This is a genomic window from Oceanibaculum sp., assembly GCF_022449305.1.
Lineage (GTDB): Bacteria > Pseudomonadota > Alphaproteobacteria > Oceanibaculales > Oceanibaculaceae > Oceanibaculum > Oceanibaculum indicum.
Genome location: NZ_JAKUSO010000044.1, coordinates 1 through 22,636 on the forward strand (window position 1 = coordinate 1; position 22,636 = coordinate 22,636).

A 22,636-nucleotide genomic window follows, 5' to 3' on the forward strand; every position below is an offset into this window, starting at 1 on the left:
CCCCAGCCAGCGCCGATCCAGCCACCCAGCAGCGCGCCCAGCGGCCGTACGCCAAACACCGCCACCTGAATCGTCGCCCCCACCCGCCCCAGCAGGCCGGGAGGCGTCACGACCTGCCGCAGGCTGGTCTGGCCGATCTGCCAGATCATCGGACCGAAGCCGATCAGGAAGAAGGCGGCGAAGGGCAGCATGCCATAGGGCGTCGGTCCGGCCAGCAGCGCCAGCCCGGCCAGCACCGACAGCGCCGGCCCCAGCGTCAGCAGCGTACCGATCCGCAGCAGCCCGGCCAGCCGCGGGGCGACAAGGGCGCCCAGCAGCAACCCGGCACCATAGGCACTGAGCGTCATCCCGGTGCCCGCCGCATCCAGCCCCAGATGGGTCAGCGCATAGGGCACGAACACCGCCATCAGCACGAAGAAGCCCATATTCCAGACGATGGCGCACAGCGCGATGGCGCGCAGATAGGGCTGCCGCCAGACGAAGGCGGCGCCATCGCGGATCGCCTGACCGAGCGGCGGCCGTTCTGCCACCGCCTGCGGCATCGCCGGCAACCGGCTGGCAAGCACCGCCGACAATCCCGCGCAAAGGGCGGCCAGCGCGAAGCCCAGCGGCGCCTGCCCGGCATCGGCCAGCAGGCCGGCCAGCAGCGGCGCCGACAAGGTGGCGACGGCGCGGGCCAGCTCCAGCCGTGCATTGGCACGCGGCAGGGCCGAAGGATCGGCAAGCAGCGGCACGGCGGCAAAGCCGGACAGCACGAAGGCCACCGTCCCGGCAGCCCCCAGCAGCACGGCGAGACCCAGCGCCGGCACCTGGTGCAGCGACGCCGCGACCGCCGCCGCCGCAAGACAGGCCGCTGCCAGAAGTTGCGCCCGCACCATCCAGCGCCGTTTTTCCGACCGGTCGATCAGCGCGCCGGCCGGCAGGGAGACGACCAGCCAGGCCGCGCTCTGCACCGCAACCAGCAGGCCGACAAGGCCAGGGCCACCGCCCAGCCCCAACGTAATGACCCGCGGCAGCGCGGCCAGCGCCAGCTGGTCCGCGCCATGCGCGAGGCCGGTGGCGAGACCCAGTCGGGAAATCGGCGAGAACGGCATGAGGGCATTCCATGGGCAGGTTAAGTCGCCTGCCACTCATGCCCCCGCGCGTAACGCGGGCCTATCCGGTTCTTGTGCGGGAAATAACGGCGATAGGGCTAGCGCCGCCGCAGATGATGCATGCCGCCCCAGATATTGGGCTGGCCCTTCCAGGGGCCGTCTTCCAGCGGCGCATCGTTCAGGTCATTGCCGTGGCGCACCACCAGCCCGACATCGATCCAGGCCGGGTCCGACGCGGCCTTGGCGATGGCCGCCGCGATCGGCGGGTTATAGGCATCATGGATTAGCACATGCGCGCCAGATGCCACCAGCCCGACCGCCATCTCGATATCGCGCAGCGCGCCTTCATGCGTGTGGTCGCCGTCGATCAGCAGGAAATCGATGGGCGCGGTCTTAGCCGCCTCCGGCAGCATCTGCGTGGACGGGCCTTCGTGAAAGACGGCGCGCCGCTCCAGCATCTGCAAGGCCTGCTTGTCGAGATCGAAGCGGATATCGATCAGCGACATCCGGGCATCGTGATTGCCGACATCGAACAAAGCCGACTGGGCAATCAGCGCGGAACCGCCCTGTGCCGTGCCGATCTCGCAGTAATGCGCGGGCCGCGATGCATAGACCAGACTGTAGAGAAACAGCCGCTCGCCCAGCGACATCTGGCAGGGCGCATTACGCAGCGCGGCCAGGTTCAGCGGGCCATAGGCAGCGTTGTAGAGCAGGGGACGGTCGGTCATCGCGTTCATATCCGGAAGGTATGACGGAAAGGAATGGTGTCCCCGGCAGGACTCGAACCTGCTGCCTACGGTTTAGGAAACCGTCGCTCTATCCGGATGAGCTACGGGGACGCACCGGATGCCCGGCCCTTTTTGCCAGCAAAATGCCAGCGGATAAAGGCTTTTGCTGCTTAAGCGCCGATCGCCTACTCGTAGGACTGGTAGGACTTTTCCTCGACCAGGGCGGAGCCCAGCAGCATGTTGATGTCGCGCTTCAGCGCCGCGCGCTTGTCGTTGGTCTTGTAGACCGAGCGCGCCAGTTCGACGAAGCGCGTCCCGAAATCCTTGTCGCGCTCGCAGTCGCGGATATCGTCCTCGATCTCCCACAGCGCCTCGTTCACCTTCTTGATGTCGGCGGTGAGGGTGGCGAGGTCGGCAAGCACCTTGCTCTCCGACGGCAGGTTTGCATCGCGCACATCGGCAAGGGCTGTCAGCTCGGTGCGCACATTCGCAAGCTTCGCCGCGTCGGCAATACGCTCGGACTTGATCTCCAGGATCGCGATCTTGTCGATCAGCTCGCCCCAGGACACCGGAACCTGGATCGCCATGCTTCATCCTCCATCGAAAAGGCGGCGCATCCTAGTCGCCCCGCCCGGTTCCCGCAACCGCCCTTCCCTTATCCGCCCAGGCCCGGTATATCCGGCAGGCATGCCCGATCATACCGCAACACCTCCCGCCTCACGCCGCATCCTCGTCATCAAGCATGGCGCATTCGGCGATTTCATCATGGCGCTCGGCGCCTTCCAGGCGCTACGGCGGCATCATGCGGGCGACCATCTGGTATTGCAGACCATCCCGTCGCTCGTCCCGCTGGCACGGGCCAGCGGCTGGTTTGACGAAGTCTGGACCGACCCGCGCGACAAGGGGCCGGGCGCGCTGCTGGCGATCCGCCGGCAGATCAAGGGCGGGCGCTTCGATCTGGTCTATGACCTGCAATGTTCCGACCGGACCAACCTCTATTTCCAGCTGCTGCGGCCCTTTCCGCCGCGCTGGTCCGGCACCGCCTGGGGCTGTTCCGACCCGGACCCGAACCCGAACCGTAATGCGACGCACGGCACCGACCGCTATGCGATGCAGCTGGCAACCATGGGGATTGCCGAGGTCCCGCCGCCGGACGCCGGCTGGATCACGGCAGATGTTTCCCGTTTCGCGCTGCCGGACCGCTATGTGCTGCTGGCCCCCGGCTGCGCCCCGCACCGGCCGGAAAAACGCTGGCCGGAGGCCCAGTATGCCGATCTCGCCAACCGGCTCGTGGCACGCGGGATCATACCGGTACTGGTCGGCACGAAGTCAGAAGCGGAGACCACGGCCGCCATCGCTGCCGCCTGCCCGCAGGCCATCGATCTTACCGATCAGACCACCCTGTTCGAGTTGGGCGGCATCGCCCGCGCCGCGGCGGGGGCGGTCGGCAACGATACCGGGCCGATGCATCTGCTGGCGGTGGTCGGCTGCCCGTCGGTCGTGCTCTATTCCCACGCCTCCACCCCGACACAGAGCGGCCAGCGCGGTCCGAAAGTGACCATCCTGCGCGAACCGCAGCTGAAGGACCTGCCGGTCGAGCGCGTGGAAGCGGCATTGCTGGAACTGATGGACGATCTCCCCTCACCCAGCTCCGGCTAAGCTTTATGGCCGAGAGCAGCTGCGAACGTCGTGTTGCTCACCGCATCTGCACTTTCATCTCCAACCGTCACCCCCGCATTTATTGCGGGGGTCCAGGCTTCCGCTAGCTGGATCGTTGATCGAGCAGGCTGAACCCTGGATTCCCGGCACAAGGCCGGGAATGACGATAGGAGATAGGGATGAAGGAACAACCTCACACACCGCGCAGGATATACAGCAGCCGGTAGGCCAGATTATCCAGCCAGTACTGGCGATGAACGCTGCCGGAAACCGCATAGCGCAGCCGGCTGGCGATGCCATGCTCACTCTCCAGAAACGCCCCGACCAGCGCCCTGTCCCGCGCCGGCAGCCGGTCACCGAACAACCGCAGCAGTTCGCCCGCCTGATGCCGGCGCAGCGCCGACTGCTCCCCGTTCAGCTGCCGCCCGACCTTGCCGAGAAAACGGTCGAGCGGCGTATAGCCCGCCCCCGTCATGTTGCCGCCATGCTGGCGGTACTTCAGCGCCGGACGCGCATCGTAGATGACCTGCCCCAGCGCGGAGACCACCTGATAGCACCACCAGTCATGCTTCACCGGCGGCTGCGGCCATTCGGCGCGCAGCAGCGCCAGCGCCGCGTGGTTCAGCACACTTGTACAGCCGATGGCGATGTTCTCGACCAGCGCGTTGGCGAGGCTCGGGCCGCGCCCCGGCAGCGGCGACAGGCCACGTCGACGCAAATCCTCATCGACGATGACCACCCGCGCGCAATAAAGGCCCGGCACGCCCTCGGGCAGGGCCGACAGTGCAGCGGCCGCGCGGGCGATCTTGTCCGCCTCCCACACATCGTCCTGATCGGCGAAGGCGACGAAGGCCGCATCCGATCCCACACTGTCCAGCAAGCGGAAGAAGCTGCCCGCCGGCCCCAGATTACGGCTGCCCTGCCGGAAGGAAAGCCGCTCCTCCCGCTCTGCCCAGGCGGCCAGCATTTCCGGCGTGCCGTCGCGCGAGCCATCGTCGCGCACGCTGAGCCGGAGATTGCCGTGGGTCTGGCCGAGGATGCTGGCAATCTGCGCCTCCAGCCAGGCCGCCCCGTCATAGCTGGACAGCACCACCTCGACCAGGAGGGTGGGATCACCCTTCATCCGACCCTCCACGCCACAGGATCAGGAAACAGGCCGCCGCTGTCAGGAAGCCGCTGATCCACCAGGTCTGCCAGGCACCATAGGCGGTGCCGCTCATAAACAGGCCGCAGGCGAACAGCGGATAGGCGAAAAGCTGCGCCGCCCGGTCCAGCTTGCCGATGGTGCGCAGCAGCACCCAGGCCATCGCCAGCGCCAGCAGCGCGCCAACGCCGCCCAGTTCCAGCCAGATCTGCAGCGGCGCGTTGTGCGGATGCAGCGGCAGCAGCTCGATGGTGCCCTGCACCGGCCCTGCCTTCATATCGGCGAAGTCGCTGAGCACGCGGGAGGCCTCCAGCCCCCAGCCGAAGAACGGCCGCTCCAGCGACAGCCCGGCGACGTGGTGCCAGATCGCCACCCGGTGCCCCATGGAGAAGGGCAGCCACGGCATGCTGCCCAGCCCGCTCGCGAACAGCGCCTGCGCCAGGAACGGCATGGCGAGGAAGGCGATGGCGACGACGAGGCGCAGCAGGCGTCGCGCGCCGCGCAGCGAGATCGCGGCCAGAGGCCAGAACAGCAGCCCGGCCAGCATGCCGCCCAGCGCCGACTGGCTGGAAGAAAAGCCCGCGGCCACAGCGAACAGCACCGGCAGGGCCAGCGCGATCTTGCGCCAGCCCAGCCGCCAGACACCATAGGCCAGCGGCCAGATCAGCAGCGCCGAGACCGCCGCCGGGCGGTTAATCGCGTTGGCGCCGATCACTTCAGCGAAATCCATGCCGCGCGTCAGGCGATAGATCGGCTGGTCCGCGAACAGTTCGACCAGAAACAACGCGACTCCCAGCGCAAGCCCGATCAGCACCGCCTTCGCCGCCGGGCGTAGTGCCGTTTCCGGTAGCGCCAGCAGCGCGGCGAAGAAAGGCAAAGAGACACCAAACACCAGCGCGAACTGGACAAGCTGGCTGGCGGCATCCTCGCGGTTCACGCTCCATGCCGCCGTCAGCCCGGCATAGGCGAAGAACAGCGCGACCGGCAGCGCCAGCCGGTAGCGCGGCCAGGGGAAGTGCCGCTGGCCAACCCAATGCAGCACGATGGTCAGCAATGCCGCCGCGAACAGGCCGATCTGCAGGGCGCGCGGCGCCCAGGGCAGCAGCGCACCCATCGCCAGGATCCACAGCGCCAGCAGGCGCAGGGTCCAGGTCAGGCAGGCATCGGGCGAGAATCGGTGGGGCGTCGTCACGGGCGCATCCGGCTCCGGCAGACGGGAAGGTTTTGGCGACTAGACCAGCGCCGCCCCGGCCCGTCAAGCAGACGCCGCGCTTTACAAGCGGCACGCCCATCCCGTAAGCACGGCGATGGATATGGAAGGACGGTCCCCTTGACCCGCCGGCTTTTGTTTCTCGTCACCGAGGACTGGTATTTCTGGTCGCACCGCCTGCCGCAGGCGCGCGCCGCGCGCGATGCCGGCTTCGAGGTGCTGGTGGCGACCCGTGTGAACGCGCACGGCCCGAGGATCGAGGCGGAGGGTTTCCGGCTGATCCCGCTGCCCTGGAGCCGCGAGGGCGGCATTGCGCACCAGCTGGCGACCGTGCGTGTGCTGACGAAACTCTACCGGCGGGAACGGCCCGATATCGTGCATCATGTGGCACTGAAATCCATCGCCCCCGGCGCGCTGGCCGCCCGGCTGGCCGGCGTGCGCGCCAGCGTGAATGCGATCACCGGCTTCGGCTATCTGGGTGCCTCGCAGACCCCGAAGGCCAGGCTGGTGCGCGCCGGCGTGCGCGCCCTGTTGCCGCCGCTGACGAACCGCACGAGCGCCTGGACGCTGCTGCATAACGAGGATGACCGCGCGCTGGCGCTGAAGCTGCGCCTCACCTCTTCGCGGCGTGCCGTCCTGATTCGCGGGTCGGGCATCGATCTCGGCCATTTCGAGGCGCTGCCGGAACCGGCCGGGCCGGTCACCGTGGCGCTGGTCTCCCGCATGCTGCGCATCAAGGGCATCGATACGGCGGTCGAGGCAGTGCGGCGGCTGCAGCGCGGCGGCCACGATATACGCCTGCTGCTGGCCGGCGGGCCGGACCCGGCCAATCCCGCCTCCTTCGACGAGTTGACGCTGCGCCGCTGGGCCAGCGAGCCCGGTATCGAGTGGCTGGGGCCCGTCGCGGACGTGCGGACGGTCTGGCAGCGCGCCCATATCGGGCTGCTGGCCTCGCGCGGCGGCGAGGGTGTGCCGAAGAGCCTGCTGGAAGCGGCTGGATGCGCCCGGCCGCTGATCGCGACTAATGTGCCCGGCTGCCGCGACGTGGTGGGACCACAGGGTGAGGCCGGCCTGCTGGTACCCGCGAACGACCCCGCCGCGATGGCCGACGCCCTGCTGGAGCTGGCCGGCGATGCCACGCGGCGCCAGCGACTGGGGACCGCCGCCCGGCAGCGCGCCGAGACGCTGTTCGGCGAGGCCGCCATCGGCCGCGAGACGGTCGATCTCTACGAACGCATCCTGCGGGAAACAGCCTGATGTGCGGCATTACCGGGCTGCTCGACCTCGAAGGACGGCTGTCGCCGGACCAGCGCGCCGGCAGCGTCGCGGCGATGACGGCAGCCCTGTCCCGGCGCGGACCGGACGATGAGGGGCTGTGGCAGGACGAGGCCGCCGGCATCGCGCTCGGCCACCGGCGGCTCGCCATCATCGACCTGTCGCCCGCCGGGCACGAACCGATGGAAAGCGCCGACGCGCGGCTGGTGCTGACCTATAATGGCGAAGTCTATAATCACCGCGAACTGCGCCGGGAACTGGAGGCCGAGGGTGCGGCGTTCCGGGGTGACTGCGATGCGGAGGTGATGCTCGAAGGCTTCGCCCGCTGGGGTATTGCCGCCACTGTGGAGCGGCTGATCGGCATGTTCGCCTTCGCGGTCTGGGATCGCAGGGAGCGCCGCCTCACCCTCGGTCGCGACCGGATGGGCATAAAGCCGCTCTATTGGGGCAAGAGTGACGGGTTGGTGCTGTTCGGCTCCGAGCTGAAGGCGCTGGCCGCCTGCCCGCACTGGACCCGTGAGATCGACCGCGACAGCGTGGCCGCCTATCTGCGCCATGCCTATGTGCCTGCCCCGCACACCATCTACCGGCGCATCGAAAAACTGCCGCCCGGCTGCCTGCTGGAAATCGATACTAGCGGCGAGCCCCGCCTCACCCGCTATTGGGATCTGCGCGATGTGGCAATGGCAGGCCTCGCCAACCCGCTGCCTGCCGATGCCGATGCCGCGCTGGCGCTGCTGGAGCCGCTGCTGCACGACGCGGTGAGCCGGCGCATGACGGCCGACGTGCCGCTGGGTGTGCTGCTGTCGGGCGGCATCGATTCGGCGACGGTAACGGCGCTGATGCAGCAGGCCAGCGACCGGCCGGTGCGCAGCTTCACCATCGGCTTTCAGGACAGCGATCTGGACGAGGCACCGCTGGCCGGCGCCATCGCCCGCCATCTCGGCACCGACCATACGCAGCTCTACCTGACGGAAAGCGATGCCCGGAACACCGTTCCGGAGCTGCCGGACCTCTATGACGAGCCTTTCGCCGACGCCTCGCAGATTCCGACGCTGCTGGTCTCCCGCCTTGCCCGCCAGCAGGTGACGGTCGCCCTGAGCGGCGATGGCGGCGACGAGCTGTTCGGGGGTTATCACCGGCACCGCATCGGCGAGGCGGTGTGGGACCGGGTCTCCGCCGTCCCGCGCCCGATGCGCAAGATCGCCTCGGCCCTGCTGAAGATGCCGTCCGCCGGGAACTGGGCGAAGCTTGCCGAGAGTCTGCCGGACCGCTACCGCCCGCCGATGCTGGGAGACAAGGTCGGCAAGCTGGCCTCGGTGCTGCCGCTGGACGGGCCGGATGCGATGTATCGCCGCCTCGTCACCCACTGGCCGGCGGCGGAAGGGCTGGTGCCAGGGTCGGTGCGGCGTAGCACGGCGGCGGAGGATCTGGGCAGCGCATCGAGCATAACCGATCCCTTCCACCGCGCCCGGCTGATGGATGCGCTGACCTACCTGCCGGACGATGTGCTGGCCAAGGTGGACCGCGCCAGCATGGGCTGCGGGCTGGAAGTGCGCGTGCCGCTGCTCGACCACCGGGTGGCGGAACTCGCCTGGCGGCTGCCGAAATCCCTGCTGCACCGCGAGGGGCGCAGCAAATGGCCGCTGCGACAGATACTGGAACGGCATGTCCCGCGCGACCTGTTCGAGCGGCCGAAGGCGGGATTCTCCGTGCCGCTGGACGGGTGGCTGCGCGGCCCCCTGCGCGACTGGGCGGAAAGCCTGCTGGACGCCGAAGCGCTATCGGCGGACGGGCTGCTGGAAGCTACGCCAATCCGCGCCGCCTGGCGTGAGCATCAGCAGGGCACGCGCGACCACGGCACTAAACTGTGGGCGGTGCTGATGCTGCAGGCCTGGCGGCAGCGCTGGGCGCTCTGAAACGGCCCTTACTGGCCGATCGTTACTGGCCGATCAGCGAATCCATCGGGATGGCGTAGGTCAGCACCACCGATTCCGTGCCGGGGTTGCTGTCGCCCAGGCTGGCGTTGGAGATGTGGTGCACGGCGATGCCGAGGCGCGAGCGGTCATCGAAGCGATAGGCCAGTTCCAGGCCGGAGCGGAACTCGACCGTATGGCCCAGATCCTTGCCATCGCCATCATGATAGGCACCGACCGCGAAGTTCGGCGTCAGCACGAGCCGCCGGCCGAAGAAGATATCCATGCCGATGCCGGCATAGCCATAGACGGCGGAATCGGTCGTGCCCATGACGCCGATGAAGGGCGTGAAGACCCACAGCTTGTGCTTTTCCGCGAAACGGTATTCGGCGCGGAATTCGCCGGCGGTGAAGCTGTCATTCACATCGTAGGCGCCGCCGGACAGCGCCAGGAAGGCCGGCTCCTCCGCCTTCGCCTGACCGGAAAAAGCCAGCGCGGCGAACCCCGCAGCAGCCAGCACCAGCGACCGCAACCCGTTCTTGCTGCTCACGATATCCCCTCCTTGGAACAGACCCCGCGCCGATCATACGGGTTGAGCGTCGGTGTGCAAGCGCGGCTTTCCTATGCCTCCGCCGCGGACAGCCGCGTCTGCATGCCGCGCGTCGCCTCCACCAGCGCTGCGGTGATGCCCGGCTCCATCGCCGAATGGCCGGCATCGGGGACGATGCGGTAGTCGGCTTCCGGCCAGGCCTGGGCCAGCGCATCGGCGGTGACGACCGGGCAGACCATGTCATAGCGGCCCTGCACGATGACCGCCGGAAGCTGCCGGATCAGCTCCACCCGGCGCAGCAGCACCTCGCCATCGATGAAGCAGTCATGGCGGAAATAATGCGCCTCGATCCGCGCCATGCCGAGCGCGTGGCGCTCCTCTGCGAAGCTGCCGACCAGCGACGGGTTGGGCTGCAGGGTGGAGCAGCTGCCCTCATAGGTGCTCCAGCTCCTGGCCGCCGGCATATGGACCGCAGGGTCGGGATCGACCAGCCGCCGGTAATAGCCCGCCAGCAGATTGCCGCGCTCCTCCGCCGGCAGGAACTCGGCGAATTTGCGCCAGTTCTCCGGAAAGACGGTGCGGATGCCATTCAGGAACCAGTCGATCTCCGCGCGCCGCCCCAGAAAGATGCCGCGCAGCACGAAGCCCAGGCAGGAGGCCGGATGGGCAACACCATAGGCGAGCGCCAGGGTCGAGCCCCAGGAGCCGCCGAACACCAGCCAGCGTGCAATGCCGAGATGCCGGCGCAGCATCTCCAGATCGGCAATCAGATGCGCGGTCGTATTGTCCGTCAGGCTCCCGAGCGGCGTGGAGCGGCCCGCCCCGCGCTGGTCGAACACGACGATCCGGTAGGCTTCGGAATCGAAGAATCGGCGATGCGTCGGGGAGGCACCCGACCCCGGCCCGCCATGCAGGAAGACCACCGGCACGCCATCCGGATTGCCCGATTGTTCCCAATAGAGCGTATGGCCGCTGCCCACCGGCAGCATGCCGGTCTCATAGGGCTCGATCTCGGGATAGAGCGGCAGGGCAGCGTCGGTCGGCATGGCGGCTTCTCCTCTATGCCGGGCAGCGGGATTTTCCGGGAATTATGGAACGGCGCGGCGGCGCCCACGTCAATCCTGTTGCATCGGCCCGTTGCGACTTGCCGCTTCCCTGCTAAGTAGTAGCCATGCTGTTCCGCCTGCGCCTTCTGCTGCTCGCCGCCTTCCTGACCCTGCCGGCCGCCGCTGCCCAGCCGGCAGAGCTGGTGCGCGACCGGACGGCGCGCGCCATCGAAATCGTCGATGGCGACACGCTGGTGCTGGAGGATGGACGCGAGGTCAGGTTGGTCGGCCTGCAGGCGCCGAAACTGCCGCTGGGGCGACGCAACTTCCGGGCCTGGCCACTGGCCGAGGAGGCGAAGCAGGCGCTGGCCGAGATCGCGCTGGGCCGCGAACTTGTGCTGGCCTATGGCGGCGCACGACAGGACCGGCACCAACGGCTGCTGGCGCATCTGTTCCGCACCAGCGAGGATCTGTGGGTGCAGGGCGAGATGCTGCGCCGGGGCATGGCGCGGGTCTATTCCTTCCCCGATAACCGCGCCGCCGTGGCTGACATGCTGGCACTGGAAGCCGAGGCCCGGGCGGCCCGCCGGGGCATCTGGGCGCACCCCTATTACCGCATTCTCGACCATCGCGAGGCGGGCGCGCATCTCGACAGTTTCCAGCTGGTCGAAGGGCAAGTCCTGAAGGCCGAGCGCAAGGGCGCGCGCCTCTACCTTAATTTCGCCGCGGATTACCGCTCTGATTTCACCATCGTCATCGAACGGCATGCCAGCCGCCTGTTCGATAAGATGAACTTCGACCCGCTGACGCTGCAGGGCCGCACCGTCCGCGTCCGGGGCTGGCTGAAGGAATGGAATGGCCCGATGATAGAGGCGACCCATCCGGAACAGATCGAGGTACTGGAAAAATGATGCCGCAACGACACCAAGCCAGAACCGCATCCAGTCCGTCCCGTCTGCTGGCCGCCCTTGGCCTGCTTGGCGCGGCTGCCCTGCTGCCGGCCTGCACGACCAACCCGGCAACGGGTGAGGAGCAGTTCGCCGCCCTGATGTCGCCGCAGCAGGAGCGCCAGGTCGGGGCGGAGCAGCATCCGAAGATCACCCAGCAGTTCGGCGGTTCCTACGACAATGCCAGCATCAACAGCTATGTCACCGGGCTGGGGCAGCGACTGGCCGCCCAGTCGGAAATGCCGGACCTGAATTTCACCTTCACCGTGCTGGATTCGCCCATCGTCAACGCCTTCGCCCTGCCCGGCGGCTATGTCTATGTGACGCGCGGCCTGATGGCGCTGGCGGAGAACGAGGCGGAGCTTGCCGGCGTCATGGCGCACGAGATCGGCCATGTCACCGCACGCCATTCCGCCGAGCGCTACAGCCAGAATGTCGTCGCCAATCTGAGCGTTGCCCTGCTGGGCGTGCTGACCAAATCGAACGAGCTGGCGAACGCCGCCGGCTATGGCGCGCAGGCCTATCTGCAAAGCTATTCGCGCGGCCAGGAGTTCGAGGCCGATACGCTAGGCGTGCGCTATCTGACCCGCGCCGGCTATGCCCCGGACGCAATGGCCAGCTTCCTGACCAAGCTGGACCGGCATTCCCGGCTGCAGGCGCAGCTTGCCGGCAGATCTCCTGACACCGTCGATCAGACCAACATCATGGCCACACATCCGCGCACGCTGGACCGTGTGCAGGCCGCGCGGGAGGCCGCCAATGTCGGCGCGGTCGCCAACCCGCGCATCGCCCGCAACGAATATCTGCGGAAGCTGGATGGTATGCTCTATGGCGATAACCCGGATCAGGGCGTCGTGCGCGGCCGGGACTTCATCCATCCGGAACTGCGCTTCCGCTTCACCGTGCCGGAGAACTTCACCCTGGTGAACGGTCAGACCAAGGTGCAGGCCGCCGGGCCGAACAATTCGGTGATCAGCTTCGACATGGGCAAGGCCCAGGGCAACCCGGCGCCGCGCACCTATCTGCAGGCCTGGGGCGGCAATCTGCGCCTGTCCAATATCGAGGCCATCGAGGTGAACAGCCTGCCCGCCGCCACGGGTGCCGCGCGCGCCAACAGCAATGCGGGGCCCGTCGATGTGCGGCTGGTCGCCATTTCGGGCGGCAACGGCAGCTTCTACCGCTTCGCCTTCATCACGCCCGCCCAGGTGACGGACCAGCTCTCCCGGGCCTTGCGCGAGACGACCTACAGCTTCCGCCGGCTGAGCGCGTCAGAGGCGGCAGCAGTGAAGCCCGAAAGGCTGAAGCTTTACACGGTCCGTTCCGGCGATACCGCGGCCAGACTTGCGGCAAAAATGCCGCCCGGGCCGCTGGCGGCCGAGCGCTTTGCCACGCTGAACGGTCTGCAGGCCGGACAGGTGCCGCCCGCCGGCACGCTGGTGAAGGTCGTCACCGAGTAAATCCTATCCCCCATGCGCCGCCTTCAGATCAGGCGGCGTCTCGGCGCGGCGGATAAGCCCGTAATCCCGCACCACATGGGCGACGCGCAGCCGGTAATCCGCAAACAGGCCGGACCGCCCCGTCGCCTGTGCCGCGCGGTGCCGTTCCAGCCGCCGCCACTTGGCGATGGCCTCCTCGTCGCGCCAGAAGGAGAGTGACAGGATCTTGCCGGGCTGCGTCAGGCTCTCGAACCGCTCGATGGAGAGAAACCCGTCGATGCCGTCCAGCAGCGGCCTCAGATCGGCGGCGATGTCGAGATAGGCCTGCCGCCCGCCGGCAACCGGCTCGACCTCGAAGATGACGGCGATCATGGCCCAACCGGCGCCAAAGCTACCGGCGTCAGGAAGGTGCGCTCCTCCCTCAGGATGAAGCGCTTTTCCTGCGCCATCCGGAAATTGGCCGCACCGTCAGGGTCGCTCTTCAGCCGGGCACGGTAGGTTTCGTAATCGGCCAGGCTGGCGAAGGAGATCAGCGCCAGCGCCTCGTAGTTCGTGCCTTCATGCGGCAGGAAATATCCCAGCAGATCGCCCCCGCAGGCGGGAATGATGCGCAGCCAGTTGCGCGCATAGGCGGCGAAGGCATCGCGCTGGAACGGGTCGATCACATAGCGGATGCAGCAGGTAACAGTCATGGTCGCTTTCCTTCCTCATCGGAACCGGAGGAAAGATAGGCAGCCTGTCCGGCTAATGTTTCGGGCCGGGGCTTAGCAAAAAAAGAAGGGCGCCATGACAGCGCCCTTGAGGGAGACTTGGCAGGAAAAACTGAGGGAGGCAAATAGAGGGAGAGAAAACGAGGGGATTACTCTTCGACAAACAGCTCGTCGTACTGGGAGACGTTGCGCATCATCGAGACGCGCAGCTTGTTCATCGCGCGGCTTTCCAGCTGGCGGATACGCTCCTTGGAGACGCCGAGTTCGCGGCCCAGCTCCTCCAGCGTAGCCCCCTCTTCAACGAGGCGGCGGCGCTCGATGATGACCCGTTCGCGTGGCGACAGGTCGGACAGCGCCTCGGCCAGCCAGCGCGAGCGGCTGGCGGCATCGCGCAGGCCGGTGACGGTCAGCTCCGGGCTCGGCCGTTCGTCGGGCAAGAAATCCTGCCAGCTATCCTCGCCGGCCTCGCCGATGGTGGCGTTCAGCGACTGGTCGGCAGAACCCAGCCGCATCTCCATCGATTCGACTTCGCGCAGGCTGACCTGCAGTTCGCGCGCGACCTTCTCCCGCGCTTCCTGCGTCATGCTGGTCGCACCGATATCGTTGATGCGCGCGCGCAGCCGGCGCAGGTTGAAGAACAGCGATTTCTGGGCGGCGGTGGTGCCGGTACGCACGATCGACCAGTTGCGCAGGATATAGTCCTGGATGGCAGAACGAATCCACCAGATCGCATAGGTCGAGAAGCGGACCTCGCGTTCCGGGTCGAAACGCGCGGCGGCCTGCATCAGACCGACATTGCCTTCCTGGACGAGATCGCCCATCGGCAGGCCGTAATTGCGGAATTTGGAGGCGGTGCCAATGACCAGGCGGGTGTAGGAGCGGATCAGCTCGTGCAGCGCGGCTTCGTCATTATCGAGACGCCAGCGGCAGACGAGATCATGTTCATGTTCGCGGCTGAGCAGCGGTTCCTTCATCGAGGCACGGATGAAGGTCAGGTTTGCGCGCTGAGTATCCGGGTCGTCGATATAGGCCATTGCTGAGCATCCCTTGACGATGCCGGGGCAGCTTGAGCCCGAGGGATATCGGGTGCCACCATTCCTGGCGTGTTGTCATAGCTTAATACGCAATGACAAAAGGGATGGATCACAGGGCAGTGATCGGATCAGCTTTCGATCCAGTCCAGCACGCTGCCATCGGGGGCGAAGCAGGCCGCAACCAGTCCGCCCTCATAGCCGCAGCCGGCATCGATGGTGGCCGTATAGGGTGTGTCAGCGACGCCGCCATGCGAGGGATCGAAGCCGCGAATCACCTTGGCGAAGCCGCCATAGGGGGCGGATATCCGCCCGAAACTGCCGCCGCCCCACCAGAAGCTGTCGCTCTGCGCGGTCAGCGGTCGTTCGGGATCGATGCCGGCATTCACGAACAAAAGACCGCCATCGTCGGTATAGGCCGCGCGCTTCAGACCGTTGAGAAGCTGCATGTGCCCCGGACGGGCCTGCATCGCGGACCTCAGCTGCCCGGTCCAGCGTGAGATCGCCACTGCGCCCTGACGGGCGATGCCCAGCGCTTCCTCGGCCGTACTGCCATAGGCCGTCATGGTGCCCTGCAGCCCCTGGCGCAGCATCCATGCCAGCACTTCAGGCGGGTTCGGCGCGAACTGAAGCTGTAGCAGCTTGTCCCACATCTCCTCCTGATTGCCGCGCAGGAAGGCGATGTCCTCGGCAAAGCTGTAAGGACGGGCGAGGAAGGCGATGCGGAAGCGCAGCAATTCATCGATGGTTTCGACGATCTGCGCGCCGCGCCCCATGAAGTTGCCGAGATAGACGAGGCAGTCGGATGGCTCCAGCCGGGCCGCCAGCGCGTCATGCAGGCGCGACAGCCGTTCGGCATCGCCATGGATGGCGCCTATGGCCCAGACCCGTCCGCCTCCGCGGAGTACGGCAAACTTGTCGCGATCGCTCATGCTCTCTTGGAATCGTCCTGGCAGCTACTTTGTTCCGTCGCCGCAGACGGTGACGCAGAACCGGTAAAAAGAAAAGAGGCGCCGCGGCGATTAACTCCGCCGGGCACCTCTCTTTTTTTACAATCTGTTACGATCAGGCCGCGCTCATCATCTCTTCGAGACGCTGGGCCGCCGCTTCCGGATCGATGCTCTCGATCGCCGCAAACTCACGGGCCAGCCGGTCGAGGGCGGCCTGGTACATCTGCCGCTCGCTGTAGGACTGGTCCGGCTGCGAGGCGTTGCGGTGCAGATCGCGCACCACTTCGGCGATGGAAGCCGGGTCGCCGGAATTGATCTTGGCCTCATATTCCTGGGCGCGCCGGCTCCACATGGTGCGGCGTGCGCGGCTGCGGCCCTTTAGCTTGGCCAACGCAGTCTGCATCTGCTTCTTGCTGCTGAGCGGCCGCAGACCCGACGTACCGGCCTTCGCGACAGGCACGCGCAGGGTCATGCGGTCCTTCTCGAAATCGATGACGAAAACCTGCAATTCGTGACCGGCGATCGTCTGGGTCTCGCGACCGACGATCTGGCCGACGCCATGCGACGGATACACCACGAATTCGCCGGTGGAGAACTCGATCTTTTTTGACATTTTAGCCAACTGACCTTTCTTAGCCGTTCGCCGAAAACAGAAGACGCCGCCCTGTCGCCATCCGGAAATGGCGCTATCCGCGCAGCCCTTAGGGGCCGAAGATGGGAAATCGGCAGCGTGACAGGCGAAACACCCCTCACCACCAACAAAACGTAACATAATTTGGTTTATAAGGGTAGCTTCCTCACGCATTCCGCCCATGCATCAGCAGGGCATCATGCACGACAAAGCCCGCGCCGAACTGGCGCGCAGCAAAGAATCCAAGCGGAATCAAATAGATTCGGACTTGAGCGCCCGCTCAGCCCTTGCCCGGCCTGTCGGAAAAGAATTTCTCAAACTTGCCCGGCATGCCGCGATAATCCTCCGCATCGGCCGGCGGTTCGCCCTTGCGGGTGATGTTCGGCCATTTCTCGGCATAGTCGCGGTTGAGCTCGGCCCAGCGGTCGGCCTCGCCCTCGGTGTCCGGGATGATGGCCTCAGGCGGGCATTCCGGCTCGCACACGCCGCAGTCGATGCACTCGTCCGGATGGATGACCAGCATGGTCTCGCCTTCGTAGAAGCAGTCCACCGGACACACTTCCACGCAATCCATGTACTTGCACTTGATGCACGCCTCGGTCACCACGTAGGTCATCGTCCGCTCCACCTACCAACGTCACGATAAGTCTCGAACCAGCCAGGAATGGCAGGCCCGGCAGGCCCCTAAAGCCCCAGCTTCTCCATCACCCGCTTGCGCGCGGCCCCGCTGTCCTGATCGGTCACATAAATCAGGCCGCAGATGCGCCGCAGCAGGTTCGCCTCGTATTCGTGCAGATGGCCATCCGCATAGACGACCTCCCACAGCATCTCGACGATGGCCACCCGTTCTTCCGGCGGCACCGTCTCCCGCACCGCGCGGGTAAAGCCATAGAGTTCGTGATTGCTCTCGATCTCCGATTCGGCCTCCCGCACCAGAGCGGCCGCATCGCCCGCGCTCAGCGAAAACCGCTCGCGGCACAGCCGCTCGATCGTCTCGCGCTCCTCGGCACCATATTCCGCATCGGTCGCCGCCGCTTCAACCAGAAGCGCCGCCGCGGCCATATGCAGGCGATCCCGCACGGGACTATCCTTCGCGCCCTCCGCCTTCGGCGCGAAAAGCTCTTTAATCTTCTTCAGCATGGCGTTCCCGTAGCACAGCGACCCCGCGCCAACAACCCTTCACGGAATGCGCCTTTGCCGCCCAGCCATGCGGTAAATCAGCACATGAAAATAGATTGGATTTTATGCTTATTAACCGATCCTTCACCTTATGGGCGCAGGATCGCGGCATATCGCCTCTAACGAAATGCCGCCAATGTCGCTGAAGAACCTCCTCTATACCGCGACCCATAGCCGTGACCGCCGACGCCATGTCAGGCTGCGGCCGAAGGGCGATGCCTATGTCCGCATCGACGGCCGTGACTATCCGCTGCATGACTGGTCGCCGGACGGGTTGCTGATCCACCCCTATCGCGGCGGGCTGATCGTGAACCAGAAGGCGAAAGTAGAGGCCGTGATCCGGGACATCCAGGCGCCCGATGGCGTGCTGCGCCTGAACGGCATCGTGCTGGTGACACGGATCGACGATAAAGGGCTGGCGGCGCGATGGCTGATGATGCCGCCCAATCACAAGGAAAAGCTGCTGCGCTACTACGCCCGCAAGCCCAAGGCCTGAACCCGGCCTACTGTTAATCGGCGTTGGTCAGTCTGCGTTCAGGCGTTCGCGCAGCTGCTTGCCGGTCTTGAAGAAGGGGATGTGCTTGGCATCCACCTTCACCGCGTCGCCGGTGCGCGGGTTGCGCCCGACGCGGGCATCGCGCTTCTTCACGGAAAAAGCCCCGAACCCCCGAAGCTCGACCCGGTCGCCGCGCGCCAGGGCGGCGGTGATCTCGTCGAAGATGGTCGAGACGATACGCTCGACATCCCGCTGATAGAGATGCGGGTTCTGTTCCGCTAACCGCGCGATCAGTTCCGACTTGGTCATCGCAGCGTCCCCTGTTAGCCGTTTTGCCGTCTTGCCCCCGCGACAGCGGCGCCTTTGGCACCGTCATCATCGGTATTTTAGGCGCATTTCCGCCGTTTTCCTTAATGCACGGTGGCAGATTCACCAGGGCACGTCAAGTAAACCGTTCGGATCAAAGGATTTTTCAAATATATCCACAAACGGAAACGCCCGGGCGCGAAGGCCCGGGCGTTCCTGATCGGTTGCAGCCGAGGGGAAGGCTTACTTCTTGTCTTCCGCCTCGCCGCCGCGCGCGAGTGCCGGGCCGAGGATATCGCCCAGGCTGGCGCCGGAATCGGACGAGCCGAATTCCGCCATCACCTGCTTGTCCTCGTCGATCTCGCGGGCCTTGATCGACAGCGTCATGCGCCGGGTCTTGGCGTCGACGTTGGTGATCTTGGCATCAACCTTCTCGCCGATGGCGAAACGGTCCGGGCGCTGCTCGGAACGGTCACGCGACAGGTCGGCACGGCGGATGAAGCCGATGGCCCCATTCACCTCGACCTCGATGCCGTTGTCCTCGACCTTGGTCACGGTCGCGGTCACCACGGAACCCTTGCGCACGCCACCGGCAGCCGGGGCGGCGGAGGTCGCCTTGGCGAAGCTGTCCTCGGTGAGCTGCTTGATGCCCAGCGAGATACGCTCCTTCTCGACATCGACTTCCAGCACGTTGGCCTTCACGATGTCGCCCTTCTTGTAGTCCTTGACGGCTTCTTCGCCAGGGCGCTGCCAGTCCAGGTCCGAGAAGTGCACCATGCCGTCGATGTCGCCCGGCAGGCCAATGAACACACCGAACTCGGTGATGTTCTTGACCTCGCCCTCGACCTCGGTCTGCGGTGGGAACTTGGCCGCAAACTCTTCCCACGGGTTCGCCAGGGTCTGCTTCAGGCCCAGCGAGATGCGGCGCTTGACCGGATCGACGTCCAGCACGACCACATCCACTTCCTGCGAGGTGGAGACGATCTTGCCCGGATGGACGTTCTTCTTGGTCCAGCTCATCTCGGAGACGTGCACCAGACCTTCGATCCCCGGCTCCAGCTCCACGAAGGCGCCGTAGTCGGTGATGTTGGTGACACGGCCGCTGAAGCGGGCCGAAACCGGGTACTTGGCATCCACGCCTTCCCACGGATCGGCTTCCAGCTGCTTCATGCCGAGGCTGATGCGCTGGGTGTCCGGGTTGAAGCGGATGACCTGGACCTTGACGGTCTGGCCGATCTGCAGCGCCTCGGACGGATGGTTGATGCGGCGCCACGCGATGTCGGTGACGTGCAGCAGGCCATCGACGCCGCCCAGATCGACGAAGGCGCCGTAATCGGTGATGTTCTTCACGACACCGTTCAGCACCTGGCCTTCCTTCAGCGAGGCGACCAGTTCCGAACGGGCCTCCGCACGGCTCTCCTCGAGCACGGCGCGGCGCGACACGACGATGTTACCGCGGCGGCGGTCCATCTTCAGGATCTGGAAGGGCTGCGGAGTGCCCATCAGCGGGCCGATGTCCCGCACCGGGCGGATGTCCACCTGGCTGCCCGGCAGGAAGGCCACGGCCCCCGACAGGTCAACCGTGAAGCCACCCTTCACGCGGCCGAAGATCACGCCGGTGACCTTCTGATTGTCCTCGAAGGACTTTTCGAGCAGGACCCAGGATTCCTCCCGGCGGGCCTTCTCGCGGCTCAGCATCGCCTCGCCGTTCTTGTCTTCCATCCGCTCGAGATAGACCTCGACCGTGTCACCCGGCTGGATTTCGGGCTTCTGGCCGGGGGTGGCGAATTCCTTCAGCTGGACGCGACCTTCGGACTTCAGGCCGACGTCGATGAGGGCGAAGTCGCCCTCGATGGAAACCACCCTGCCTTTGACAACGGTCCCTTCGAGACCGTCACCGGAGCCGAGCGACTCCTCAAGCAGTGCGGCAAAGCTTTCCTTGGCGGACGAGGTGTCCGTTGCGGTCTGTGTGGCCATGTAGATAGTCTCCTTCCATGTGCCCTGCCGTGCGGCGCCCCCGGATGCGTTTGGGATTTCCGGGGCCGCTGGATGGTGCCGGCGGGCAACCGCCCTGCCTCGCTCTCGGAGGCCCAGGACGGGTGTCCGTGTCTTGCGCCAGCGGCCAGGCCGGCGATCAACGGACGGGGTTCTGCCGGTCTTGCTTTTTTCGGATCGGGTCCATCGCCGCCTGGAAGGCCGCCTCGACGTCGAGCGCCGAGGTGTCGATGACAACCGCATCGGCTGCGATTGCCATCGGGGCTGTCGACCGCGAACGGTCGCGCTGGTCCCGCTCCTGCATGTCCTGCAGAACGCGCGCATATATAGAAGGACTCCCGCGCTCAAGCAACTCCTTATGCCGGCGTTCGGCACGCACCTCGACGGCGGCGGTGATGAACAGCTTCACATCGGCATCGGGAAAGATCGCCGTGCCGATGTCGCGCCCGTCCAATACCGCCCCCTTCTTGCCGTCCGGCGGGGTGCGTCCGAAGCCACGCTGGAACTCCAGCATGGCGGCGCGCACGCCAGGAATTGCCGCCACTTTGGAGGCCGCAACCGCCGCCTCGTCGCCGCGCAGGCGCGGGTCTGCCATCAGTGCCGGGTCGAAGGATTCCGCCGCCCGCGTCGCGGCCGCCGGATCTTCCGGATTTTCGCCGCTGTCCAGCACCATCACGCCGACGCCGCGATAGAGCAGCCCGGTATCGAGATAGGCGAAATCCAGTTCCCGCGCGATACGCCGCGCGATGGTGCCCTTGCCGGACGCGGCGGGCCCATCGACCGCGATGATCATGCGGACGCGCCCGCTGGCTGTTCCGCGATATCGGCACCCAGCCTGTTCATCATCGGCACGAAGCCGGGAAAGCTCGTGGCGATCGGCTCGCCATCGTCGATCGATACCGGCTTCTCGCTGACCATACCCAGCACGGCGAAGGCCATGGCGATGCGGTGGTCCAGATTGGCCGCGATCATCGCCCCGCCCAGTGGCGGCCGGCCCTTGCCATGCACCACCAGCCGGTCCGGCCCTTCTTCGACCTCGACGCCGCAGGCGGCCAGCCCGCGCGCGACAGCGCCCAGCCGGTCGCTTTCCTTGACGCGCAGCTCCGCCAGCCCTTCCATCACCGTCGGGCCCTCGGCGCAGGCCGCCGCCATAGCCAGGATCGGATATTCGTCGATCATGCTGGGCGCGCGGCGCGGCGGCACGACCACACCCTTCAGCGCGCCGGCGCGGACCAGCAGATCGACCACCGGCTCGCCGGCTTCCTCGCGCCGGTTCTCCAGCGCGATGTCGGCCCCCATCTCCAGCAGCGTCTCGAACAGGCCAAAGCGCAACGGGTTGGCACCGACATTGGATATCCGCACCTCGGACCCCGGCACCAGCAACGCCGCCACCGCCGGAAAAGCCGCCGAAGAGGGATCGCCCGGCACACGGACGGTCGCCGCCGCCAGTTCCGGCTGGCCGGTCAGCGTCACCGCGCGGGTGCCGTCCGCACGGTCCTCGACCCGCACGGTCGCCCCGAAATGGCGCAGCATGCGCTCTGAATGGTCGCGGGTCGGCTCCGGCTCGACCACGATGGTCTCCCCCGGCGCGGTCAGCCCTGCCAGCAGGATCGCCGACTTCACCTGCGCCGAGGCGACCGGCAGCGTGTAGTCGAGGGGCAGCGGGTGGCGCGCGCCGGTGACCGCCAGCGGCAGCCGCCCGCCCTCGCGGGAGACGAAACGGGCACCCATATCGCCCAGCGGCTTCATCACGCGCGCCATCGGGCGGCGGCGCAGCGACGCATCGCCGGTGAAGAAGCTGGTGATCGGGTGCCCGGCCGCCAGCCCCATCAGCAGCCGCGCGCCGGTGCCAGAATTGCCAAGGTCGAGCATGTCCTCCGGCTCGGCGAGACCGCCGACGCCAACGCCGGAGACGCGCCACACGCCCTCCTCATCGCGCCACACGACAGCGCCATAGGCGCGCATCGCCGTCGCCGTGTTCAGCACATCCTCGCCTTCCAGCAGGCCGTGGATCGCCGTCTCGCCGATGGCAAGCCCGCCGAACATCAGCGCGCGGTGCGAGATCGACTTGTCGCCGGGGGCGGTAACGGCGCCGCGAAGCGCTTCGGCACGGCGGGAGACGAGCGGATGCACAAGCGGATGCAAGGGAAACCTCCTGGAAAGGGCGGCGCGCCGGGTGCGCTCACATTTTGCGTGTCTCTAGCATATTCCCGCCCGCGCGCCCAACCCCGCAAGCCCGCCTGCATGCCATGGACGATCTTGCACTTGCACGACGCGCGCGTCTGCCGCATCAATTTCGCTTTGACTTGGCTTGCCCGCCGTGGCAAGTCGCA

The 22,636-nt window shown here is 66.6% G+C and carries 24 protein-coding genes and 1 tRNA gene; 6 read left to right on the forward strand and 19 right to left on the reverse strand.

All coding sequences use genetic code 11. The annotated features are described in order from the left end of the window. The 4 genes from MK313_RS12830 to MK313_RS12845 all read right to left on the reverse strand — a co-directional run. Positions 1-1,094 (reverse strand): MFS transporter (locus tag MK313_RS12830; protein WP_287781985.1); only part of this gene is annotated, 1,094 nt, incomplete at its 3' end. 98 nt (positions 1,095-1,192) lie between these two features. Beyond that, a complete protein-coding gene (locus MK313_RS12835; protein ID WP_287781987.1) occupies positions 1,193-1,822 on the reverse strand; it encodes a CmcI family methyltransferase in 630 nt (209 codons plus the stop codon). Between the two features lie 34 nt (positions 1,823-1,856). Further along, positions 1,857-1,933: transfer RNA gene (locus MK313_RS12840), tRNA-Arg, on the reverse strand. Positions 1,934-2,007: 74 nt separating this feature from the next. Beyond that, positions 2,008-2,409: a DUF6165 family protein gene (locus MK313_RS12845; RefSeq protein ID WP_287781989.1), complete on the reverse strand. Its 402-nt coding sequence runs from the start codon at positions 2,407-2,409 to the stop codon at positions 2,008-2,010. A gap of 100 nt (positions 2,410-2,509) precedes the next feature. On the opposite strand from MK313_RS12845, the gene MK313_RS12850 reads away from it, so the two are divergent. Continuing rightward, a complete protein-coding gene (locus MK313_RS12850; protein WP_287781991.1) occupies positions 2,510-3,481 on the forward strand; it encodes a glycosyltransferase family 9 protein in 972 nt (323 codons plus the stop codon). Positions 3,482-3,674: 193 nt separating this feature from the next. Here the strand turns inward: MK313_RS12850 and MK313_RS12855 are convergent, their stop codons facing one another. Next, positions 3,675-4,604, reverse strand: a complete 930-nt coding sequence (locus tag MK313_RS12855; RefSeq protein WP_287781993.1) for a glycosyltransferase — start codon at positions 4,602-4,604, stop codon at positions 3,675-3,677. After that, positions 4,594-5,817 (reverse strand): O-antigen ligase family protein, encoded by a 1,224-nt coding sequence (locus MK313_RS12860; RefSeq protein WP_287781995.1) that lies wholly within the window; start codon positions 5,815-5,817, stop codon positions 4,594-4,596. The genes MK313_RS12855 and MK313_RS12860 overlap by 11 nt, the downstream gene beginning before the upstream one ends. A gap of 138 nt (positions 5,818-5,955) precedes the next feature. On the opposite strand from MK313_RS12860, the gene MK313_RS12865 reads away from it, so the two are divergent. Together MK313_RS12865 and asnB are read left to right on the forward strand one after the other, a co-directional pair. Next, the gene (locus MK313_RS12865) at positions 5,956-7,092 is read left to right on the forward strand and encodes a glycosyltransferase family 4 protein (protein WP_287781996.1); all 1,137 of its coding nucleotides are present in this window, start codon (positions 5,956-5,958) and stop codon (positions 7,090-7,092) included. Beyond that, the gene (gene asnB / locus MK313_RS12870) at positions 7,092-9,029 is read left to right on the forward strand and encodes an asparagine synthase (glutamine-hydrolyzing) (RefSeq protein WP_287781998.1); all 1,938 of its coding nucleotides are present in this window, start codon (positions 7,092-7,094) and stop codon (positions 9,027-9,029) included. The genes MK313_RS12865 and asnB overlap by 1 nt, the downstream gene beginning before the upstream one ends. Positions 9,030-9,051: 22 nt before the next feature. Here asnB and MK313_RS12875 read toward each other — a convergent pair whose 3' ends face one another. Continuing rightward, entirely contained in the window at positions 9,052-9,576 is a 525-nt protein-coding gene (locus MK313_RS12875) for an acyloxyacyl hydrolase (RefSeq protein WP_121220836.1), read from the reverse strand. Positions 9,577-9,647: 71 nt separating this feature from the next. Next, the gene (gene pip / locus MK313_RS12880) at positions 9,648-10,622 is read right to left on the reverse strand and encodes a prolyl aminopeptidase (protein ID WP_287782000.1); all 975 of its coding nucleotides are present in this window, start codon (positions 10,620-10,622) and stop codon (positions 9,648-9,650) included. A 125-nt stretch (positions 10,623-10,747) separates the two neighbouring features. On the opposite strand from pip, the gene MK313_RS12885 reads away from it, so the two are divergent. Together MK313_RS12885 and MK313_RS12890 are read left to right on the forward strand one after the other, a co-directional pair. After that, on the forward strand, positions 10,748-11,533 hold the full coding sequence (locus tag MK313_RS12885) for a thermonuclease family protein (protein ID WP_287782001.1): 786 nt from the start codon (positions 10,748-10,750) through the stop codon (positions 11,531-11,533). Then, positions 11,530-13,026, forward strand: coding sequence for a M48 family metalloprotease (locus tag MK313_RS12890; protein WP_287782003.1), 1,497 nt, complete (start codon positions 11,530-11,532; stop codon positions 13,024-13,026). The genes MK313_RS12885 and MK313_RS12890 overlap by 4 nt, the downstream gene beginning before the upstream one ends. A gap of 3 nt (positions 13,027-13,029) precedes the next feature. On the opposite strand, the gene MK313_RS12895 is transcribed toward MK313_RS12890, so the two are convergent. The 7 genes from MK313_RS12895 to MK313_RS12925 all read right to left on the reverse strand — a co-directional run bounded on the left by MK313_RS12895 (position 13,030) and on the right by MK313_RS12925 (position 17,467). Continuing rightward, entirely contained in the window at positions 13,030-13,377 is a 348-nt protein-coding gene (locus MK313_RS12895) for an antibiotic biosynthesis monooxygenase family protein (protein ID WP_287782005.1), read from the reverse strand. Beyond that, positions 13,374-13,697, reverse strand: coding sequence for an NIPSNAP family protein (locus MK313_RS12900; protein ID WP_287782007.1), 324 nt, complete (start codon positions 13,695-13,697; stop codon positions 13,374-13,376). Before MK313_RS12900 ends, MK313_RS12895 begins: the two co-directional genes overlap by 4 nt. A 167-nt stretch (positions 13,698-13,864) precedes the next feature. After that, positions 13,865-14,749: an RNA polymerase factor sigma-32 gene (locus MK313_RS12905; RefSeq protein WP_008944036.1), complete on the reverse strand. Its 885-nt coding sequence runs from the start codon at positions 14,747-14,749 to the stop codon at positions 13,865-13,867. A 128-nt stretch (positions 14,750-14,877) separates the two neighbouring features. After that, positions 14,878-15,678: a hypothetical protein gene (locus tag MK313_RS12910; protein WP_287782010.1), complete on the reverse strand. Its 801-nt coding sequence runs from the start codon at positions 15,676-15,678 to the stop codon at positions 14,878-14,880. A gap of 133 nt (positions 15,679-15,811) precedes the next feature. Continuing rightward, positions 15,812-16,309, reverse strand: coding sequence for a CarD family transcriptional regulator (locus MK313_RS12915; protein WP_008944034.1), 498 nt, complete (start codon positions 16,307-16,309; stop codon positions 15,812-15,814). 298 nt (positions 16,310-16,607) lie between these two features. Beyond that, complete coding sequence (fdxA, locus tag MK313_RS12920; protein ID WP_287782012.1) at positions 16,608-16,943, reverse strand: ferredoxin FdxA; 336 nt, start codon at positions 16,941-16,943, stop codon at positions 16,608-16,610. A gap of 68 nt (positions 16,944-17,011) precedes the next feature. Further along, positions 17,012-17,467, reverse strand: a complete 456-nt coding sequence (locus tag MK313_RS12925) for a TerB family tellurite resistance protein (protein WP_287782014.1) — start codon at positions 17,465-17,467, stop codon at positions 17,012-17,014. A gap of 175 nt (positions 17,468-17,642) precedes the next feature. On the opposite strand from MK313_RS12925, the gene MK313_RS12930 reads away from it, so the two are divergent. After that, on the forward strand, positions 17,643-18,002 hold the full coding sequence (locus MK313_RS12930) for a hypothetical protein (protein WP_287782016.1): 360 nt from the start codon (positions 17,643-17,645) through the stop codon (positions 18,000-18,002). Positions 18,003-18,029: 27 nt separating this feature from the next. Here the strand turns inward: MK313_RS12930 and ihfB are convergent, their stop codons facing one another. The 4 genes from ihfB to aroA form a co-directional block, all read right to left on the reverse strand. After that, a complete protein-coding gene (gene ihfB / locus MK313_RS12935; protein WP_008944030.1) occupies positions 18,030-18,311 on the reverse strand; it encodes an integration host factor subunit beta in 282 nt (93 codons plus the stop codon). A 240-nt stretch (positions 18,312-18,551) separates the two neighbouring features. After that, positions 18,552-20,285, reverse strand: a complete 1,734-nt coding sequence (rpsA, locus tag MK313_RS12940; protein ID WP_287782018.1) for a 30S ribosomal protein S1 — start codon at positions 20,283-20,285, stop codon at positions 18,552-18,554. A gap of 157 nt (positions 20,286-20,442) precedes the next feature. Next, positions 20,443-21,096, reverse strand: a complete 654-nt coding sequence (cmk, locus tag MK313_RS12945) for a (d)CMP kinase (RefSeq protein WP_121220854.1) — start codon at positions 21,094-21,096, stop codon at positions 20,443-20,445. Continuing rightward, positions 21,093-22,448, reverse strand: a complete 1,356-nt coding sequence (gene aroA / locus MK313_RS12950) for a 3-phosphoshikimate 1-carboxyvinyltransferase (protein WP_287782021.1) — start codon at positions 22,446-22,448, stop codon at positions 21,093-21,095. The genes cmk and aroA overlap by 4 nt, the downstream gene beginning before the upstream one ends. Positions 22,449-22,636 lie beyond the last annotated feature (188 nt).

What these genes read in the sequence shown, in the direction of transcription:
- MK313_RS12835 (WP_287781987.1), bottom strand. Translation starts at nt 1,822, where the DNA reads ATGACCGACCGTCCCCTGCTCTACAACGCTGCCTATGGCCCGCTGAAC.
- MK313_RS12845 (WP_287781989.1), bottom strand. Translation starts at nt 2,409, where the DNA reads ATGGCGATCCAGGTTCCGGTGTCCTGGGGCGAGCTGATCGACAAGATC.
- MK313_RS12850 (WP_287781991.1), top strand. Translation starts at nt 2,510, where the DNA reads ATGCCCGATCATACCGCAACACCTCCCGCCTCACGCCGCATCCTCGTC.
- MK313_RS12855 (WP_287781993.1), bottom strand. Translation starts at nt 4,604, where the DNA reads ATGAAGGGTGATCCCACCCTCCTGGTCGAGGTGGTGCTGTCCAGCTAT.
- asnB (WP_287781998.1), top strand. Translation starts at nt 7,092, where the DNA reads ATGTGCGGCATTACCGGGCTGCTCGACCTCGAAGGACGGCTGTCGCCG.
- pip (WP_287782000.1), bottom strand. Translation starts at nt 10,622, where the DNA reads ATGCCGACCGACGCTGCCCTGCCGCTCTATCCCGAGATCGAGCCCTAT.
- MK313_RS12885 (WP_287782001.1), top strand. Translation starts at nt 10,748, where the DNA reads ATGCTGTTCCGCCTGCGCCTTCTGCTGCTCGCCGCCTTCCTGACCCTG.
- MK313_RS12890 (WP_287782003.1), top strand. Translation starts at nt 11,530, where the DNA reads ATGATGCCGCAACGACACCAAGCCAGAACCGCATCCAGTCCGTCCCGT.
- MK313_RS12895 (WP_287782005.1), bottom strand. Translation starts at nt 13,377, where the DNA reads ATGATCGCCGTCATCTTCGAGGTCGAGCCGGTTGCCGGCGGGCGGCAG.
- MK313_RS12900 (WP_287782007.1), bottom strand. Translation starts at nt 13,697, where the DNA reads ATGACTGTTACCTGCTGCATCCGCTATGTGATCGACCCGTTCCAGCGC.
- MK313_RS12905 (WP_008944036.1), bottom strand. Translation starts at nt 14,749, where the DNA reads ATGGCCTATATCGACGACCCGGATACTCAGCGCGCAAACCTGACCTTC.
- MK313_RS12910 (WP_287782010.1), bottom strand. Translation starts at nt 15,678, where the DNA reads ATGAGCGATCGCGACAAGTTTGCCGTACTCCGCGGAGGCGGACGGGTC.
- MK313_RS12915 (WP_008944034.1), bottom strand. Translation starts at nt 16,309, where the DNA reads ATGTCAAAAAAGATCGAGTTCTCCACCGGCGAATTCGTGGTGTATCCG.
- fdxA (WP_287782012.1), bottom strand. Translation starts at nt 16,943, where the DNA reads ATGACCTACGTGGTGACCGAGGCGTGCATCAAGTGCAAGTACATGGAT.
- MK313_RS12925 (WP_287782014.1), bottom strand. Translation starts at nt 17,467, where the DNA reads ATGCTGAAGAAGATTAAAGAGCTTTTCGCGCCGAAGGCGGAGGGCGCG.
- MK313_RS12930 (WP_287782016.1), top strand. Translation starts at nt 17,643, where the DNA reads ATGTCGCTGAAGAACCTCCTCTATACCGCGACCCATAGCCGTGACCGC.
- ihfB (WP_008944030.1), bottom strand. Translation starts at nt 18,311, where the DNA reads ATGACCAAGTCGGAACTGATCGCGCGGTTAGCGGAACAGAACCCGCAT.
- rpsA (WP_287782018.1), bottom strand. Translation starts at nt 20,285, where the DNA reads ATGGCCACACAGACCGCAACGGACACCTCGTCCGCCAAGGAAAGCTTT.
- cmk (WP_121220854.1), bottom strand. Translation starts at nt 21,096, where the DNA reads ATGATCATCGCGGTCGATGGGCCCGCCGCGTCCGGCAAGGGCACCATC.